General features: G+C 44.2%; 7 protein-coding genes and 1 riboswitch. All 7 genes read left to right on the top strand.

Going from position 1 to position 19328, the window contains the following annotated elements; all coding sequences use genetic code 11:
* Positions 1-100 precede the first annotated feature (100 nt).
* The 7 genes from LCD32_RS04035 (at position 101) to LCD32_RS04005 (ending at position 19313) form a co-directional block, all read left to right on the top strand.
* Positions 101-2170 carry a hydantoinase/oxoprolinase family protein gene (locus LCD32_RS04035; RefSeq protein WP_060780749.1) on the top strand — a complete coding sequence of 690 codons (2070 nt, stop codon included), beginning with the start codon at positions 101-103 and terminating at the stop codon, positions 2168-2170.
* Positions 2160-4145 carry a hydantoinase B/oxoprolinase family protein gene (locus LCD32_RS04030; RefSeq protein WP_046527170.1) on the top strand — a complete coding sequence of 662 codons (1986 nt, stop codon included), beginning with the start codon at positions 2160-2162 and terminating at the stop codon, positions 4143-4145. The genes LCD32_RS04035 and LCD32_RS04030 overlap by 11 nt, the downstream gene beginning before the upstream one ends.
* Positions 4142-5227, top strand: a complete 1086-nt coding sequence (locus LCD32_RS04025) for a PotD/PotF family extracellular solute-binding protein (protein WP_017358546.1) — start codon at positions 4142-4144, stop codon at positions 5225-5227. The genes LCD32_RS04030 and LCD32_RS04025 overlap by 4 nt, the downstream gene beginning before the upstream one ends.
* 8 nt (positions 5228-5235) lie before the next feature.
* The gene (locus LCD32_RS04020) at positions 5236-6324 is read left to right on the top strand and encodes an ABC transporter ATP-binding protein (RefSeq protein WP_224562839.1); all 1089 of its coding nucleotides are present in this window, start codon (positions 5236-5238) and stop codon (positions 6322-6324) included.
* A complete protein-coding gene (locus LCD32_RS04015; RefSeq protein ID WP_060780751.1) occupies positions 6324-7193 on the top strand; it encodes an ABC transporter permease in 870 nt (289 codons plus the stop codon). The genes LCD32_RS04020 and LCD32_RS04015 overlap by 1 nt, the downstream gene beginning before the upstream one ends.
* Positions 7186-7989: an ABC transporter permease gene (locus tag LCD32_RS04010; protein ID WP_008347828.1), complete on the top strand. Its 804-nt coding sequence runs from the start codon at positions 7186-7188 to the stop codon at positions 7987-7989. Before LCD32_RS04015 ends, LCD32_RS04010 begins: the two co-directional genes overlap by 8 nt.
* Before the next feature lie 368 nt (positions 7990-8357).
* Positions 8358-8450: riboswitch (cyclic di-GMP riboswitch) on the top strand.
* Between the two features lie 147 nt (positions 8451-8597).
* Complete coding sequence (locus LCD32_RS04005; protein ID WP_224562835.1) at positions 8598-19313, top strand: non-ribosomal peptide synthetase; 10716 nt, start codon at positions 8598-8600, stop codon at positions 19311-19313.
* Positions 19314-19328 lie beyond the last annotated feature (15 nt).

Genomic DNA, 19328 nt, shown 5'->3' with positions numbered 1-19328 from the left:
TGACTAGACCGATATGCTTTAATAATATGGAGTCAAATATCAAAAAATGTCGTAATTTATCAAAATATGATTCCAATTACATTGCAGGAGGGAAGTACAAATGGCGGATGTCTCTTATCGGCTCGGAATAGACATAGGTGGAACATTTACTGATTTATCGCTGATGAATGAAGCGACAGGGGAGCTGACTGAACTCAAGACACCTACAGTGACAGATGACCCAGCTCAAGGAATTATCAATGGGCTGAAACTTCTAAAAGAAAGAGGTGTCGATTTATCCAAAATACAATATCTCGTACACGGGATGACAATCGGTCTTAATACATTATTGCAGAGAAAGGGAGCAGATTTAGCCCTTTTTGTAACAGAAGGTTTTCAAGACATTTTGTCATTACAGCGTTTACGTCTACCCATCCCTTATGACTTCAATTCTCAATTGCCAGAACCATTGATACCACGAAAACATGTATATCCAATCTCTGAAAGGCTCATACATGATGGTTCGATCAAAAAACCTCTCCAACTGCAGCAATTAGATGATGCTGTCCAGCAGGTCATGTCTAAAAAACTAGCAGGCATTGTCATTTCTTTTTTACATAGTTATCAGAATCCAGTTCATGAATTACAGGCAAAAGCCTATATTCATCATCATTACCCACAGTTAGAAGTCCTGACGTCTTCTGAGTTATGGCCCCAAATGAGGGAATATGAGCGGACAGTGATGTCTGTTGTCAATTTGTACATTCAACCAAAGGTCAAACAATATTTACAAACATTGAAAAGCCGCTTGAAAGAAGAAGGTGTACCAATTTCTCCATACATTACCCAATCAAATGGTGGTTTAATGGATGCAGAAAGTGCAGCCACTTCACCCGTTAAAACACTTTTTTCTGGCCCGGCAGCTGGTGTAATTGGTGCGGCGAGAATTGCAACTTCTGCAAATGAACCCAATTTAATTACGTTTGATGTTGGTGGCACAAGTGCAGATATCTCGATCATTCAAAATGGGCAGCCTACAATGGCTCAATCAAATCAGCTTTCAGGATTTCCGATCATTCTTCCATCTGTTGCAATGTATTCGATAGGGGCTGGCGGAGGTTCTGTCGCATGGCTTGATCAAGGCGGGCTTCTTAAAGCAGGACCGGAATCAGTTGGCTCGCAGCCTGGACCTGCTTCGTATGGAAAGGGAAAAAAGGCTGCTTTAACCGATGCATTTCTCATATGCGGTTACCTCAATCAAGATCGGTTTGCCGGAGGACATTTACAATTGCAGCGGTCTGCAGCGGAAATAGCCTTTCAGCCAATTGCTGATCAGCTTCATAAAACGGTCGAACAGGCGGCTGACCAGTTGATTCAAGTGGCTGTTGCCAATATGTACACAGAACTAAGCAATGTCATGGAGCAGCAAGGGTTTGATCCTAGAGATTTTAGTTTGTTGGCATTTGGCGGGGCAGGGCCTGTTGTTGCGAATTTCCTTGCGAGAGAAATTCATGCAAAAAATGTGGTCGTCCCTCCAAGTCCAGGAACATTATGTGCGCTAGGTGCACTTACAGCCGATTTTATCCATGATGCTGTGTTGTCTAAGAAAATCTGCTTACAAGACTATACGATTGACGAATTAAAACAAGATTATGAAATGCTTTCTCGCAAAGCAACGGATTGGTTCAGCCAGCAAAACATTCAACATATCAAACAAACGTCCATTTTGTTATTAGCAGATGCCCGCTATCAAGGACAGGCATTTGAGATTGAATTGCCATTATCAGTGGATTGGCTAAAGCAGGAACAAGACGTCTATCACCTGATTGAAGCTTTCCACAACCTGCATGAGCGTCAATATGGCCATAGAGATGATCAGGCGAACATTGAATTTACTCATTTGCGAGTTCGGGTTATAGGGGAAACGCCTCCACTGCCTTTCTCTCTTGGTGATGAAAGCAGCGGACAGCCTTTAATACCACAATCATACAGACGAATCTTTATAGAAGAAAAAGAGTACGAAGCATCTGTTTACAATCGGAGTACTTTGTCATTAGGTGCTGTTGTGAAAGGACCTGCCATCATTGAGCAAGATGATACGACAACATTGATTTTGCCAAAATGGGCAGGCAGCATAGACCATTCAGGAAACTTGGTGATTTCAAGGGAGGCGGCTTTACATGGGAACTGATCCAGCAAAGCTTGAGATGATGAGGAGTTATTTTAATGCGATTGCATCAGGCATGGGACATGTCATTGAGCGGACATCCTTTACAACATTCGTAAAAGAATCGGCGGATTTTGCCACAGCATTAGCCACGCCTTCTGGAGATTTCTTTGTTTACCCAAAAACAGTCGGTGTCACGATCTTTTTAGGGCTGAGTCTCAAAAAAGCGATTGAAGAAAGCGGACCGATGCAGCCGGGTGACATTATCATCACAAATGATCCTTATACGACAGACGGTTTAGCGACTCATTTGCCAGATGTTCATATCATCAAACCTATTTTTATAGAAGATGAAATTGTCAGTTATGCCTGGTCTTTTGTTCATGTAAGTGATGTGGGAGGTCTTGTCCCTTCAAGCATTTCTCCAACTGCAACAGATGTTCATCAGGAAGGATTAAGAATTCCACCAGTGAAAATCTATGAAGGTGGAAAAGAGAATCAGGTTGTTCGTACCTTTTTAAGAGCTAATAGCCGGGCGAGTCATTTAAATGATGGCGATATTAATGCGATGATTGCCGCTGTTAATACAGCAGAAATCAGACTAAAAGAAATGATCGAGAAATTTGGAAAAAACGAAGTGAAGCAAGGAATGATTGATCTGCTGAAGCAAGCAGAGGATCGCGCCGGAAAAGTAATTGAAGCCATTCCTGATGGAACGAGTGAATTCGCTGATTATTTGGATGATGATATGATTTCGGATGTGCCGATCCGATTAAAGATCAAGCTGACGGTCAAAGGGAAACAGCTGACACTGGACTTCTCTGAGTGTGACCCGCAAGTTAAGACAGCTTTTAATCTTGTCACCAATGGTCAAAAGCACTCCTTCTTATATCAAGGATTGATTAATTACATCATTAGTAAAGATCCTTTTATTCCGATTAATGGTGGGATTACGTATCCGATAGACGTGATTTCACCTAAAGGAACGCTTGTCCATCCAGAATATCCGGCTTCTGTCGGTATTCGGCATTCCATTACAATGAGACTGTATAATGTCGTGCTAGGTGCTATTGGTAAGCTGTTGCCTGAAGCAGTGCCGGCGGCAGGTGCAGGTCAATCCGCTATCGTCGTTCTCTCTGTTCCTGATGATCAAACAGGAGGCAGAAAAATGTCTGTGGTCGAACCGTTAGGCGGAGGCGGCGGTGCTCAAAAAGGGACTGATGGAGTCGATGGAATTGATCATTCGTCAGGATTTTTAAAAAATACACCCATTGAGAGCTTGGAACAGCATATTGATATTCATGTACACCGATATGAACTGCTGCCGAACACAGGTGGAGCAGGGGAACATAGAGGGGGACATGCGATTGGTTTAGAATTTGAAATGATCAAGCCAGAATCGATGGTGACGGCACGAGGAATGGAACGAATGAAGTTTCAACCTTGGGGGTTAATGGGTGGACGTGCAGGAGCAGTTGGTGAGGTGAAATTGACCAAACCAAATGGGGAGACAAAAAACCAGCCGAAAATTGATGTCATGCGTCTTGAAAAAGGCGATATTGTTCAATTGGTTTCACCAAGTGGAGGAGGATGGGGGAATCCATTTGCTAGAACGAAAGAAAAAGTCCTTCATGAAGTGGAAGCAGGGCTATTAAGTGAAGAAAGAGCACTTCAGCAATATGGCGTCAAAGTCTATCGAGATCATAATGAATGGAAAATTGATGACGAGCAGACGAGCAGGCTTCGTGAAAAGATGAATGATGCTGATGCTGTCGCTTGGGATTTTGGAAAACAAAGAGCAGCTTATGAGAAAGTGTGGACGGACGAAGCCAGCAGTGAGCTTGCTGTGCAGCTTCGTTCATACCCAGCAAATGAGCGTACGCACTATAAACATGCGGTTCATTCTCATTTTAGTCATAGACAGGAACCGTTAACAAAGATGGATATTATTCAAGCACTTCGTCAGTTGAATCAACAAAAAGGGGGAAATGAATCATGAAAAGAAGAGTAATCGCCATATTTGCAGGTGTCCTATCCGTCATGTTACTGCTGTCTGCATGCGGTGGAAATGGGCAGGACCAAAGTAAACAGCAGCAGACTGTGATCGTTGGTGTCTACGGAGGGGATTGGGAAAAGAATATTAAGCCAATCCTCGAAAAGTTTGAAAAGGATACAGGCATTAAAGTACAAACGGTCTCTGGGGCAGATTCTGAATGGTTTACAAAATTAAAAGCATCTAATGGTAAAAATCCACCGTATGATTTGCTTATTTTACAGCCTGATACGATTCAAAGAGGTATTGCGGCAAACGTTCTTGCGCCTATTGATGAAGATCAAGCGCCAAATGTGAAAAAGCTTTATCGTTCTGTTCAAAAGAAACTCACTGTTGATGGAAAACAATATGCAGCAGGCTTTAGTATGGGACAGCTTGGAATTGCTTATAGAAAAGATCTTGTCAAACAGGAGCCAAACAGCTGGACAGATTTGTGGAGCGATCAGCTGAAAGGGAAAGTGGCGATTTCTTCCCCAACTTATTCAGCGGGCTTACAATTTTTCTCTGCACTTGTCCATGCTCAAGGAGGGACAGAATCAAATCCTAAGGATATTGATAAAGCATTTAAAAGCCTCGCACAATTAAAAGGGCGTGTAGCTGCTTTTCCTGATAACCCAGGGTCTATTCAAACGCTGTTAGAACGTGGTGACGTGACGGCAGTTCCATATTGGGATGGCCGAGCATTTGCACTTGAAGAAGAAGGGATGGATATTGGATTCTCATATCCGAAAGAAGGCGCTGTGGCAGCAGTTGCGAGCTGGGCGTTAACAAAGGGAAGTCAGCATGAGGAAGCGGCTTATAAGCTATTAAACTACCTTAGTGGGAAAGAAGCTCAAGAAGCCTTCTCAGAAAAATCTTACTACGGTATGTCGAATTCTGATGTGAAATACGGAGACAAGATTAAAGGGAAAGTGAAGGTTGGCGAAAATTATTATAGCAAGCTGACTTGGGTAGATTATGAAACAGCGACTTCAGAGCTCGGTCAATGGACGAATCGATGGAATGAAGTATTAGGCGGAGGAAAATAGGTGATCGCATGAGTGGAATCAATTTAGAACATATCAGCCAGCATTTCGGCGAACAGATTGCTCTTGATGATGTCAGTCTTACGGTAAAAGAGGGAGAGTTTTTCTCCCTTCTTGGCCCTAGTGGCTGCGGAAAATCAACTTTACTCAATATCATTGGCGGTTTTTTAGAACCGACAAAAGGAGTCGTCTATATTGGTGATCATGATGTGACGACTTTACCTCCTTATCAAAGGAAAACGGGGATGGTCTTTCAAAGCTATGCACTTTTCCCACATCTCACCGTATTTGATAATGTTGCATATGGGTTGAAGGTTCAAAAGAAAAAGAAGGCGGAAATCAAGCAAAAGGTGATGGAGAGTTTGTCTCTTGTTCAATTAGAGTCATTTGCCAAACGTATGCCGCACCAATTAAGTGGTGGTCAGCAGCAACGGGTCGCAATTGCACGTGCACTTGCTATCCAGCCTGCCGTTCTCCTTCTGGATGAACCACTTAGTAACCTAGATGCAAAGCTAAGAAAAAATATGCAGACGGAGCTGCGAAATATTCAACGGAATGTCGGAATTACGACTATTCTTGTGACGCATGATCAGGAGGAAGCCTTAAGTCTTTCCGACCGAATTGGGATATTAGGTGAGGGGAAAATTCAGCAGATTGGGACACCTTTAGAAGTATATCGTCAGCCAAATAATCGTTTTGTTGCTGAATTTATCGGACAGGTCAATCTATTTGAAGCGAAGTATGATGAAGTTACTTCCACATACACTGTTCCACATTTCATTCAATCAAACGGGAAGCAAGTTCAGCTAAAAGCCGCATTTAAAGAGAAGAGCGAGAAGCATTTACTCATGCTGCGTCCTGAGAGAATCAAGTTATCTTCTGGCGGGGAGGAAGTTCAGCCAAATCATGTCACAGGCGTGTTGGCAGATGTCAGTTATATTGGGCACTCTTTACGTTTGGTCGTTGGGCTTAATCAAGGTGAAATCATTGTCCATGCATCAGACGCAGCGTTTCCCGAGCTGCCTCAAGTTGGAGAAACTGTGCATATTCATTGGCAGCCTGAAGATATTGTGTTCTTAGATTCGAAGGTGCATGCGTGATGCGAATCAAAAAAAAGAATCAGCGCTTTCATTGGTTTATGCTGCTGCCAGCTTGTTTGTTTCTAGTTGTATTCCTTCTTGCTCCGCTTGTGATGATGTTTGTCCTCAGTTTTCGTGATGTGGATTCGATGATGAATACGTTACAATCCTATAGTTTGTCTCAATATTTACATGTATTTACGACAGATGCATATGTGAAAGCAATTGGAAGTACTGTGTGGGTGGCCTTACAGACAACGGTGATTTGTTTATTGATGGCATATCCTGCAGCTTATGTGCTAGTGAAAGCGCCTCACCCAAGGTTGCGGGCTTTTTTCTATATCTTACTTGTATCGCCGCTTTTGACGAGTGTCGTCATTCGGACATTTGCATGGATCGTTCTTCTTTCGCAAAATGGCTTGATCAATGGCATGTTGATCGATTTACATCTGATTGAGAAACCGTTATCGATGCTGTGGAATATGAATGCGGTCATTATTGCTTATGTTCAAGTGCTGCTGCCTTTTGCAGTGCTGCCTATTGCAACGAGCTTAACTGATATGGACCGTCACTTAAGACCGGCTTCTATGAGTCTTGGTGCTGGTCGTATTCGAACATTTTTTCATGTGACCTTGCCGCTTACGATTCCAGGCATGATCACCGGAGCAATTATTGTCTTCTCACTTGCAGCAGGAAGCTATATTACCCCTCTGCTAGTCGGCGGACGGATGCAGCCGCTCTTGCCACTGTCCATTTATCAGCAGGTCATGCAGGTGTATAATTTGCCTCTTGCCGCTGCGATGTCCTTTACTTTATTGATTTGTGTGCTAGCGGTCGTCAGTCTATTAAGCTATCTATTGAAGCGTTGGGAGGCGAGGATGCATGCGTAAAAAATCAATAAGTGACCGTTTGCTTTCGGTTCTGATATGGACCGCAGGCTCACTCGTTTATCTCTTTTTAACCGTACCTGTTCTTGTCATTGTTCTTTCTGCTTTTAGTCCGAATGCCTTTCCTGAATTCCCGCCGACTTCGTTTTCCGTTCGCTGGTTTCATGAGGTCGTGTCGAATCCAGAATGGATGGAATCTTTGCGTATCAGCGTGATTCTGTTATTGATTGTGACGCCGCTTACTGTTCTTTTAGGAACGATGGCTTCTTATGCTTTAGCAAGGCTTTCCTTTAAGGGAAAGGAAGCTGTTCAAGCCTTTATTTTGTCACCTCTTATGATTCCTCAGGTGGTATTAGGGATTGCGATGCTGTATTTGTTTACGGCTATGGGTTTTACAGGGTCTTTGTGGGCATTAGTCATTGGGCATGTCATCATTGGTTTTCCTTATGTGGTACGAACCGTGGGTGTCAGTGTTTCAAATCTTGATCCACGTCTTGAGCTAGCTTCCATGAATCTTGGTGCAGGGCCCATACGTACTTTCTTTCGTGTGACACTGCCCTTGATCAAGCCTGGCATTATCGCAGGTGGGGTGTTTTCTGCTGTGACATCATTTGGTGAAATCTCGATTAGTTTGTTCGTTTCTTCACCTCAAACCATTACGATTCCCGTGAGGACGTTTAATTACATTGAGCAAACTTTTGATCCGAGTGTCAATGCGATATCTGTCATATTTATTATCATTTCTATCATTGCGTTGCTCATTATTGAGAAAACGATTGGTCTGTCTAAGGTGATGTAAATATAATGAAGAAACAAGGAGCTGTCATTTGAAATGACAGCTCTTTTTGTATTGTTTTTTATGGTAAAAATATTCAAAGTTTTATGGAATGTAGTTCTTAAGGTTTAAGAAAATGCGAGGCGTGATAGGAGACCTCTCTCCTACATTTTCGGTCATATTTGCAAAATTTAAGGAAAAACATGAAATTTTTGCGGTAATTGGTCATTTATTTTCGGTGGAACGCAACTATTATTAGTTATTTTCGGTAAATATCGTAAATTATGATGTGATCCCTTCGGCATAACGCATGAATCTTTACACCCATTTTTCGGTGAAAAAAACAATAATTTCATATAAAGTGGACGTAAATAGAAAATATCTAAAAGAAAAGAAGAAAAAGGCAAATCTATGGAAACATAGAGACGCAAAGCCATGTCCTAAGGTAAAAGTTGCTTTTTTACTATGGTCGGCAGGTTACCGAATCAAAATGGGAGTCCCTCCGTTTTATTCGGGGTGGGCTCCTTTTCTGTTATTCCGTCTATTTTAATGAAATAGACTTGGTTCTTTTGATATAGAGGGTGCAGGGTATCACAGTTGGTGGAGAAAACATAGAAGAGCGGAGGATGAGAATGAGTACAGTTTATTACCCCTTAACACATGCGCAAAAGCGAGTATTCTACACGGAAAGATTTTATCCAGGCACAAGTATTTCTAATTTGGGTGGGTTTGCCAAGTTAAGATCGGTATCAGGTCTAAATCCTTCTTTGATCGTGGATGTGCTTCAAGCGTACATTCGTGAAACTGATTCTCTTCGTTTAAGGCTAGTGTATCAACATGAGCAGGAGGAGCCCGTTCAATATATCAAGCCATATGAAAAACAGCCGATTCGTTTGGTGAAAGGCTGGAGTGAAAAGGAAGTCAGGGCGTGGGCGAACGAGGAGATTCGTGAGCCGATGGAACTGATTGATCGTTCCTTAATTGAATTTACGGTCTTTCAAATCAGTGATCAAGAGTGCTGGCTGTTCTGTAAAGCACATCATATTGTGGCTGATGGTATTTCAATTATCTTGATGGGAAACCGAATCATTGATCTATACCATGACATGCTGCAGGGGACAGACATCTCTCCAATTGAAGACATTTCCTTCGTTGATCACATCATGAGTGAGCAAACGTATGAATCTTCTAAACGTTTTCAGAAAGACCAAGCTTTTTGGAACGAGCAATTTGCCAATATTCCAGATTTCGCTTCTTTAACACCGCATAAAGGTTACGAGATGAGCTTACATGCGGAGAGATTTTCAGGGGATATTCCTGATTCTTTAAAGGAGAAGCTTCGAGTCTTTTGTGAAGAAGAGAAAGTCAGTATGCTATCTATGTTTATGTCCGCTGTCTATATTTACTTGCACCGATTTAGCGGCATGGAGGATGTGGTCCTTGGCACTTTTATGGGCAATCGGACAAATGCAAAGGAAAAAAAGATGATTGGGATGTTTGTGTCGACCATTCCGATGCGCGCATCTGTGCAAGGATCCCTCACATTTCTTGATTTCGTGAAGCAAGTCATGGCGGATCAGATGAAGATCTTGCGTCATCAAAAATATCCTTACAATGTGCTCATGAATGATTTAAGGGAAAGAGATGGATTTACAGGACGCCTGTTTGATATTTCTTTAGAGTATCAGGTCATGCAGTGGCAGAAAAAAGAGAATCTTTCGTTCATTACGGAGCCGATTTTTAGTGGAAGCGGAATGAATGATATATCGATTCATGTGAAAGACCGCTGGGATACAGATACATTGACCATTGATTTGGATTACCGTACAGACCTATTTAGTGAAGACGATATGAGTAAGCTGTTTGATCGATTGATCATTTTGCTGGAGGCGGCGGTCTCTCAGCCAGATCAGCTGATTGGGGCTCTCTCTTTACTGCCAGCAGATGAACAAAAGCAACTGCTTCAATTATCTAAGGGAGAAGCATTTGATTTACCAGGAGCGAAACCAGTTCACCACTTATTTGATGAGGCAGCTAAAACGTATTCAGAACGGGCAGCTGTGGTTGCGGAAAATGGAACGTTCACTTATGGAGAGCTGTATCAAAAAGCGGACAAACTGGCACGATTTTTACAGATGAAAGGTGTCTCGCGTGATGTACCAGTTGCCGTTTTAATGGAACGGACGGCAGATGCGATGGTTGCCATTTTTGGGATATTAAAAGCTGGCGGTGCATATGTACCGATCGATCCGGCATTACCTGAGGAACGCATTCAATTTATTGTAGAAGATTCTGGTGCTTCTCTCGTTTTAACAGAAGAATCGTTTGTTCAGCGATATTCATCCATTGCGGAAAAAATGATTGTCCAGCAGCATATGGAATTAGAAGATCGTCCGCTGCCTGAGCTGATCGATCAGACGACATCACAGGATTTGGCTTATCTCATTTATACATCGGGTACGACTGGAAAGCCGAAGGGAGTGATGATCGAGCATCTTCAGCTGCATCATTTGGTTCATGCCCTGCATCACGAAGTGTATGAGGGGGCAAATCAGCTTCAAGTGGCACTTCTTGCACCATTCCATTTCGATGCATCTGTTAAACAAATCTTTGCTGCTCTTTTATTTGGACATACGCTTCATATTGTGCCAAGAGAAACGACACGAAACGGTGTACAGCTAGCGGCTTATTACAAAGAACATCAAATTAAGGCAACAGATGGAACGCCAGCACATGTGCAGCTTTTACTTGCAGCTGATTTGGATGGGCTTGCACTGACTCATATGCTGATTGGGGGAGAAGCACTCCCTGCGAAAGCAGCGCAGGCGCTGATTGAAGCTGTGCGTGTCAGCCAGCCGGATTTTGCCTTGTGGAATGTGTATGGTCCGACAGAAACGTGTGTGGATGCGGCGGTTCACCGTCTAGATCTCAGTGAGCTGCAGAAGTCACCAGAACAGCGCTATGTGTCAATTGGAAAGCCACTGGGCCATCACCGGATTTATATTTTAAATGAACATGAACAACTACAGGTGCAGGGAGCTGTGGGAGAACTATGCATTGCGGGAATAGGAGTTGGACGGGGCTATGTGAATCAGCCTGAATTGACGGAGAAGGCATTCAGACCAGATCCATTTTTTCCTGAAGACCGGATGTATCGCACAGGTGATGTAGTGAGATGGCTTCCAGACGGCACAATTGATTACCTTGGAAGAATAGATGACCAAGTAAAAATAAGAGGTTACCGCATCGAAACAGGTGAAATTGAGGCGGTCATGGAGCAGGTAGACGGAGTCGATCAGGCTGTTGTCCTTGTCGTGGATGAACCGGACGGTGGAAAGGCTTTAAGTGCTTACTATCAAGCACGACAAGAATTTCTTTCCGTGGACACCCTGCAAGCCGCTATCAAACATCAGCTGCCAGCTTATATGATGCCGCTTTATTTCAAGCAGCTTGAGGCATTTCCACTGACAGTGAGTGGGAAAGTCGACCGGCGTGCGCTTGCTGCATTAAAGGGAGACAAGGCTGTCAGTGCTGTTTATGTAGCGCCTAGAAACGATGTAGAAACGAAGCTTGTTCGTTTGTGGGAAGACGTTCTTCATCAAGAGAACATAGGTGTGTACGACTCATTCTTTGACCTAGGCGGGCATTCACTCAAAGCGATGAAAGTTCTTACACTCGTTCAGCGGGCTTTTCAAGTGGAGGTCCCTTTATCTGTTTTATTTGAACAGCAAACGATTTCAGCACTTGCTGTTTATATTGAACAAGCGGAAAAGTCTTCACAAGTGGTCATACCGAAAGCACCGACTGCCGCCGATTATCCACTGTCACCAGCGCAGCAGCGTGTTTATATGGTGACTCAGCTGGAGCAGAGCATCGCCTATCATATGCCTGCCGTTGTGAAATTAAGAGGAACGCTGCAACGAGAGAAGTTGGAGGGAGCTTTTGAAAAACTGATCGCACGTCATGATATGCTGCGAACTTCTTTTCATACAGTCAAAGGAGTCCCTCGTCAGCGGGTAGCTTCATCCGTCCCATTTCAAATAGAACAGGTTACAGGCAGCACGATGGAAGAGAACATGCGTCAATTTGTCAGACCTTTTCATCTTGAGCAGGCTCCGCTTTTGCGTGTTGGGCTACAGTCTTTACATGATCAGGAGCATCTTCTCTATTTCGATATGCATCATCTGATTTCAGATGGTCTTTCAATTGATTTGATGCTGCGTGAGCTGTCTGACGCATATGAGGGATTAGTGAAAGCGCCATTGAAGCTTCAATATCAAGATTATGCTGTTTGGCAAGAACAACAGGCAGAGCAAGGCGGTCAAATAGATGAAGCATTCTGGCTGAAAGAATTTTCAGGAGATATCCCTGCTTTGCAGCTGCTAACGGATTATCAGCGTCCGGCTGTCCAGTCTTTCACTGGAGACCGCGTTCTCAGAAACATAGATGAGACGTTAACAGGCCGTTTGCAGGAGCTTGCAGCGAATCATCATACGACGCTGTATACCGTGTTGCTTTCTGCTTACTATACATTGCTTGCGAAATACACAGGTCAAAAGGAGTTTGTTGTGGGGACACCGACAGCAGGCCGGGTGCATGCAGATTTGAATGACATGATCGGCATGTTTGTCCAAACACTTGCTTTACGTTCAGAGGTAGATCCGAACGGTTCAATGACGCAGTTGATTGAGCAAGTAAAGGAAAAGACGATGAGGGCGTTTGAGCATCAGCAATATCCATTCGAGCGGCTGCTTGAAAAGCTAAATGTGCAAAGAGATTTTAGCCGCCATCCATTATTTGATACGGTCTTTACTCTAACGCCAGATCATTCAACAGCCCAGCATATTGGAGAGATGAAAGTCGAAGTTGAGGAAACCAATTTCCATATTGCAAAGTTTGATCTCACACTTCAAGCGATGGAGTCAAGTCATGGTCTTTCCTTCGTCCTCGATTATAGTACGGCGTTATTTAAACGAAGTACAGCCGAGCAGCTGCTCAAGCATTATGTTTATCTTCTGGAGCAGATGGTCGAAGTGCCGGAGCAAGCGATTCAATCATACTGCTTACTGTCTGAACAAGAGGCAGAGGCTCAATTGAAGATGTGGAACCCGTTACCTACGCCTTATCCTGTGGAAGAAACCATTGTGACGCAATTTGAATCGCAAGTAGAGCAGCACGGTCATCAGCCTGCTTTGCAATATAAAGACGTGGTTCTTTCTTATCAAGAGCTGAATCACAGAGCGAACCAGCTGGCTCATTATTTACGTGAACATGGTTTTGAAAAAGGGATGACAGCGGCTTTATTCTTTGAACGTTCCAATGAGATGGTGTTGTCGGTTTTAGCTGTGCTAAAGGCTGGCGGTGTATATGTGCCAATCGATCCTGACTTCCCTGATGAGCGCATCAAGCACTTTTTGACAGATAGTGGTGCACAGTTTGTCCTGACCCATCAGGTGCTGCGTCATCGCTCTGTGCTTACTGCGTTTGAAGGGAAAATCATAGAAACAGAAGATCAAGCCGTTGATCAGCAGTCAGAGAGCAATCCAGTTGTATGTGTTTCGCCTTTGGACTTGGCGAATTTGACCTATACATCTGGTACGACAGGCAAACCTAAAGGGAACATGGTGACGCATCGGAACATTTTGAGAACAGTAAAGCAGTCGAATTATCTCACCATTCATCATGAAGACACGGTGATGAGCATTTCAAACTATGTATTTGATGCATTTATGTTTGATGTGTTTGGCGCTTTATTGAACGGAGCGAAACTCATTGTTTTGCCAAAGGATCACATTTTAAATATGAATGAGCTTTCTGGCGCGATTGAGAAGGAAAAAGTCAGTATTTTAATGATCACGACCGCTCTATTTCACTTACTGATTGATATGAAAAAAGGCAGCCTGAAAAACGTCAGAAAAGTGCTGTTTGGCGGGGAACGTGCTTCTGTGCCGCATGTTGTGGCAGCCCTTGAAACGGTTGGAGAAGACAAACTTATTCATATGTATGGACCTTCTGAAAGCACGATTTTTACAACGTATTATCCGGTGAATCACATTGAAGAACAAGCACTGTCGATTCCGATCGGAAAGCCGGTGAGTCAAACGGCTGTTTATATTGTCGATGAGTTTGGACATGTGCAGCCGCCGGGAGTAGCTGGAGAGCTTTGTGTCGCAGGTGACGGACTGGTCAAGGGGTATTATCACCAGCCAGAACTAACGAGCGAAAAGTTTGTTGAAAATCCTTTCCGATCTGGTGAAGTCATGTACAAAACGGGCGATCTCGCACGATGGCTGTCAAATGGAGATATTGAATTCATTGGGCGAATAGATCATCAAGTCAAGATTCGAGGTCAGCGTATCGAGCTTGGCGAAATTGAACACCAGCTATTGCAGCATCCGCAAGTGAAGGAAGCCGTTGTCATTGCGATATCAAATGATACATTGTGTGCATATTTCACAGCAGAAGGTGCTGTTCCACTGTCGGATTTACGTGAGCAAGCAGGACGAGAACTCCCTGTTTATATGATGCCAGCTTTCTTCATGCAATTAGACGAGCTGCCACTAACGGGGAATGGCAAGGTAGACAGACGGGCATTACCGATACCTGATGTAAGTGAGCAGGCGGCAAATGAATACGTCCCTCCTCAATCAGATACAGAGCGTATATTGGCACACATTTGGGAGGAAGTTCTTGAAGTGCCGAAAATCGGCAGACATGATCATTTCTTTGAATGCGGAGGTCATTCACTGCGCGGCATGAAAATGTTGAACAGGCTCTATGAAGAGATGCATGTGGAATGTACGTTGAAAACATTATTTGAATCACCCACTTTAGAGGCGTTTGCCCTTGCGGTGGATCAAACAGATCGAACTGAAATCAGGCGAGTGGAAAAAGCGGAAGAAGCGGCTTTTTATCCAGTGACATCTGCTCAGAAAAGATTGTTTGTTCTGCAAAAAATGACAGATGCCGAGCAGAGCTATCATATGCCAGCTGCTTTAAAGCTTGAAGGTGTATTTGATAAAAAACGATTTAAAAAAGTCATTGACCAGCTTGTTCATCGTCATGAAGCATTCCGTACGAGCTTTGACTTCATTCAGGGTGAACCAGTTCAGCGAATTGAAACGAATGTTTCTGTGAACATTGAAAACATCGAAGGGGAAGGCCGAGACATTCAGCAATTAATGAATGATTTTATTCGTCCATTTGATGTAGAAAAAGCGCCGCTGCTTAGAGTGGGGCTTGTGTCTGAATCGGAGAGTGTTCATTATCTGTTGATTGATATGCACCACATCATTTCAGATGGTGCGTCTGTCGGTATTTTAATTGATGAGCTATCGATCTTGTATCGAGGAGACGAACTTGATGAATTGCCTATTCAATATAAGGACTATGCGGTCTGGTCAAACAGTGAAGAATCCCTTGCGAAAAAAGAGGCTGAAGCGGTGTTTTGGTTGGAACAATTACAAGGAGAACTGCCTGTTTTGGCACTGCCTGAGGATCTTCCGAGACCAAAGGTTCAGACGTTTGAAGGGGGCCGCGTCGAATTCTCTATAGACGGTGCGCTTAAATCGCAATTGGATGAGCTGGTTAGATCACTCAACAGTACAACGTATACAGTGCTACTTGCTTGCTACAGTACGCTTTTAAGCAAGCTTTCGAGACAAGAAGACATCATGATCGGTTCTCCAGTGGTGGGCAGAACTCATCCTGATATTCAATCAGTCATCGGCATGTTTGTGAATACGCTGGCACTCAGAACAAAACCAGAAGGACATCAGACATTTTCTCAATTTGCGTCAACAGTTCATGAGCTTGTGTTAGCGGCAAATGAACATCAACTTTACCCATTTGAAGAATTGGTGGACCAAGTGCAAACGGTTCGCGACACAAGCCGCCATCCAATCTTTGATGTGGTGTTCTCGATGGAAAATGCAGATATTCGTGACCTATCGATGGATGGACTTCACATTGTTCCACAATCATTCAATGAGAACATAGCCAAATTTGACTTAACCTTAACTGGAAACGAATCTGACGATCAAATCGAGCTTGTGTTTGATTATAATTCTTCTATCTTTGAACGGTCGTCGATTGAGAAGTGGAAGGAGTATTTCCTTTACTTGATCGAACAAATGGTGTCAGCACCAGATCAATTATTAGATCAGATGCAATTATTATCACCAGCGCAGCAGCAAAAACTGCTTAATGAATGGTCAGGACCTATCCTAAATGTCCCGACAGATCAAACGGTTCATGCATTGATTAAGGCGAAGTCGCAGGAAGTACCTGATCAAAAAGCCGCATTCTTCTGCGGCACAAGCTGGACGTATGAAGAGCTGAACAACCGGGCGAATACAGTCGCCGCAAGACTCATTTCCAGCGGCACAAAACCGGGAGACCGCATCGGCATTCTCACGCGTCCATCGCTCGAGATGACAGCCGCTGTTCTCGGTGTGCTCAAGGCAGGTGCGGCATTCGTGCCGATTGATGCCGATTATCCAGCGCAGCGCATTGCCTACATGCTGGAAGACTGCGGGGCAGAGGTCCTTCTGATTCAGAAAGAGCTCACTGCACCACCTTCTTTCACAGGTCATACCCTCTTCATAGAAGAGGCGGTAGAAGGAGAAGCGCACGAGATTCAGGTTCCTATCAAGCCAACGGATCTCGCTTATATGATTTACACATCTGGAACGACTGGACAGCCGAAGGGTGTCATGGTCGAGCACCAGTCCCTTGTCAATCTCGCCTACTGGCACAATGATGCCTTCCAGGTGACGAAACAAGACCGAACCGCCAAATATGCCGGCTTTGGCTTTGATGCCTCCATTTGGGAGATGTTCCCGACGTGGATCGCCGGCGCAGAGCTCCATATCATCGACGAAGCGATTCGCCTCGATATGATCAAGCTCAATACGTATTTCAATGACGAAGGCATTACCATTGCGTTCCTGCCAACACAGCTATGTGAGCAGTTTATGTCGATGGACAATCATTCTCTCCGTTACTTACTGACAGGCGGGGACAAGCTGAAACAGGTGAAGCCCGTTCCATACAAACTCGTCAATAACTACGGCCCAACAGAAAATACGGTCGTGGCGACAAGCGGGATCATTGATCCAGATCAAGGCACGCTTCCTATCGGAACAGCGATTGCCAATACTCGTTTTTACATTATGGGTTCGTTATATGACCTCTCGCCGCAAGGCGTACCGGGTGAACTTGTGATTGCGGGGAAAGGACTGGCAAGAGGCTATTGGAATCTACCAGAGGAAACGGACAAACGGTTTGTCCCAGATCCGTTTTATCGTGGAGAGCGCATGTACCGTACAGGCGACTTGGTGAAATGGACAGAGGATGGCGAGCTGATCTATCTCGGTAGAAAAGACCATCAAGTGAGCATCCGCGGATTCCGTATTGAGCTGTCAGAAATTGAAGCGCAGCTCCTTGCGCTGGATTCAGTCCAAGAAGCCGTCGTGACAACGGTCAAAGACGCAAGTGATCAAGACGCTCTTGTCGCTTACGTCATCACAGATAACGAAACGGGCACTTTGAAAGAAAGCCTAAAGCGCACCTTACCTGAATATATGGTGCCATCATGGATCATCAAGCTAGACCAACTGCCGATGACGGCAAATGGCAAAGTCGATCTCAAAGCACTGCCAGCACCTGATGTGGATGCGAATCAAACAGCATACGAAGCGCCAAGAGATGAAGTGGAAACACTGCTTTGCGGCATTTGGGAAGATGTACTTGGCGTCAGCCAAGTTGGTATTCACGACCACTTTTTCTTCCTTGGCGGAGATTCGATTAAAGGCATCCAAATGGCAAGCAGACTCACGCAAGAGGGCTGGAGGCTCGATATGAAACTGCTTTTCCAATATCCAACGATTGCGGAGCTTCGCCCATATATCGAAGAAGCGGACCTTCTCACAGCTGATCAATCACCTGTGGAAGGAGAGGTCATTTTAACACCAATTCAGCGCTGGTTCTTTGAACGGAACTTCAGCAACCAACATCATTGGAATCAGTCCGTTATGCTCCATGCGGCAAATGGTTTGGATGAAGTGCTTGTCAAACAAGTGCTCGAGCAGATGATGACCCATCATGATGCTTTGCGATTGGTTTATCCGATAGAAGAAGGACACATCATTCAGCGTCATCGTGGAGTAGACGAAAACGATGTAGCAGTGGACGTGATAGAAGTACAAGGAGAACGATCACAGCAAATCGAGCAGGTAGAAAAGCTGGCAAATGAAGTGCAGGCGAGTATTTCTTTAACAGAGGGACCATTAGTCAAACCTGCGATTTTCCGTACGGATCATGGAGATCACTTATTGCTCGTTGTACATCATCTTGTCATTGATGGTGTGTCATGGCGTATTTTCCTTGAAGACTTCATGGCTCTTTATGAGCAGGCGAAGCGTGGGGAGGAGCTGACACTTCCTGAAAAAACACATTCATTCCAAGCATATGCCCAGAAGTTGACGGAATATGCAGTATCAGATGAGCTGCTGGCAGAAAGGGACTATTGGAAAAAGGTACTTGGGCATTTAACTGCACCTCTGCAAAAGGATCATGTTACAGAGGATCAAAGAATGCTGCATACAAAAACCATTCGCTTTACGCTGTCTGAGGAAGAAACAAGCAGCCTACTGACAGAAGTACATGAGGCGTACCACACGGAAATCAATGACATTTTGCTAACCGCTTTAGGATTGACCCTGAAAGAGTGGACGGGAGAAGACAGACACTTTATTCACCTTGAAGGACATGGAAGGGAAGACATCCTTCCGGCGGTCAATGTGTCGCGGACCATCGGCTGGTTTACGAGCATGTATCCTGTGCTGCTTGATTTGTCGCAAGCGGAGGATCTTTCGTATCAAATCAAGCTTTTGAAAGAAGAGCTCAGACACATTCCGAACAAGGGAATCGGCTATGGCATTTTAAAATACTTAACGCCTGACAAAATGAAGGACGGTCTCGCATTTGATGTCACGCCAGATATCAGCTTTAACTATCTTGGTCAGTTTGATGAACAGATTGGCGGGGGTGAACTAAGTCGATCCACTTGGCAGGCAGGTCAATCATTAAGTCCAGAATCAGAGAAACCTCATGCATTAGATATTGTTGGTTTCGTAGAACAGGGCTTGTTCCATATGACGATTTCATATCACCAGCTTGAATTCGAAGAGCAAACGATGGAGCAGTTCAAGGACCTTTTAGAAAAGAACGTGAAGGCACTCATCTCACATTGTGTATCACAAGATGAAGCGCAAATTACGCCTAGTGATGTAGGTGACGATGACCTGACCATGGATGAACTTGAAAAGCTAATGGATATATTTTAAGCAAACGAAGAGGTG

The sequence above is a fragment of the Bacillus sp. RSS_NA_20 genome (genome assembly GCF_020165915.1).
GTDB lineage: Bacteria > Bacillota > Bacilli > Bacillales > Bacillaceae > Bacillus > Bacillus altitudinis.
This window is presented reverse-complemented; position numbering and strand designations above follow the sequence as displayed.

Coding starts and splice junctions, on each gene's coding strand:
- LCD32_RS04015 (WP_060780751.1), top strand. CDS start 6,324: ATGCGAATCAAAAAAAAGAATCAGCGCTTTCATTGGTTTATGCTGCTG.
- LCD32_RS04020 (WP_224562839.1), top strand. CDS start 5,236: ATGAGTGGAATCAATTTAGAACATATCAGCCAGCATTTCGGCGAACAG.
- LCD32_RS04005 (WP_224562835.1), top strand. CDS start 8,598: ATGAGTACAGTTTATTACCCCTTAACACATGCGCAAAAGCGAGTATTC.
- LCD32_RS04010 (WP_008347828.1), top strand. CDS start 7,186: ATGCGTAAAAAATCAATAAGTGACCGTTTGCTTTCGGTTCTGATATGG.
- LCD32_RS04030 (WP_046527170.1), top strand. CDS start 2,160: ATGGGAACTGATCCAGCAAAGCTTGAGATGATGAGGAGTTATTTTAAT.
- LCD32_RS04035 (WP_060780749.1), top strand. CDS start 101: ATGGCGGATGTCTCTTATCGGCTCGGAATAGACATAGGTGGAACATTT.
- LCD32_RS04025 (WP_017358546.1), top strand. CDS start 4,142: ATGAAAAGAAGAGTAATCGCCATATTTGCAGGTGTCCTATCCGTCATG.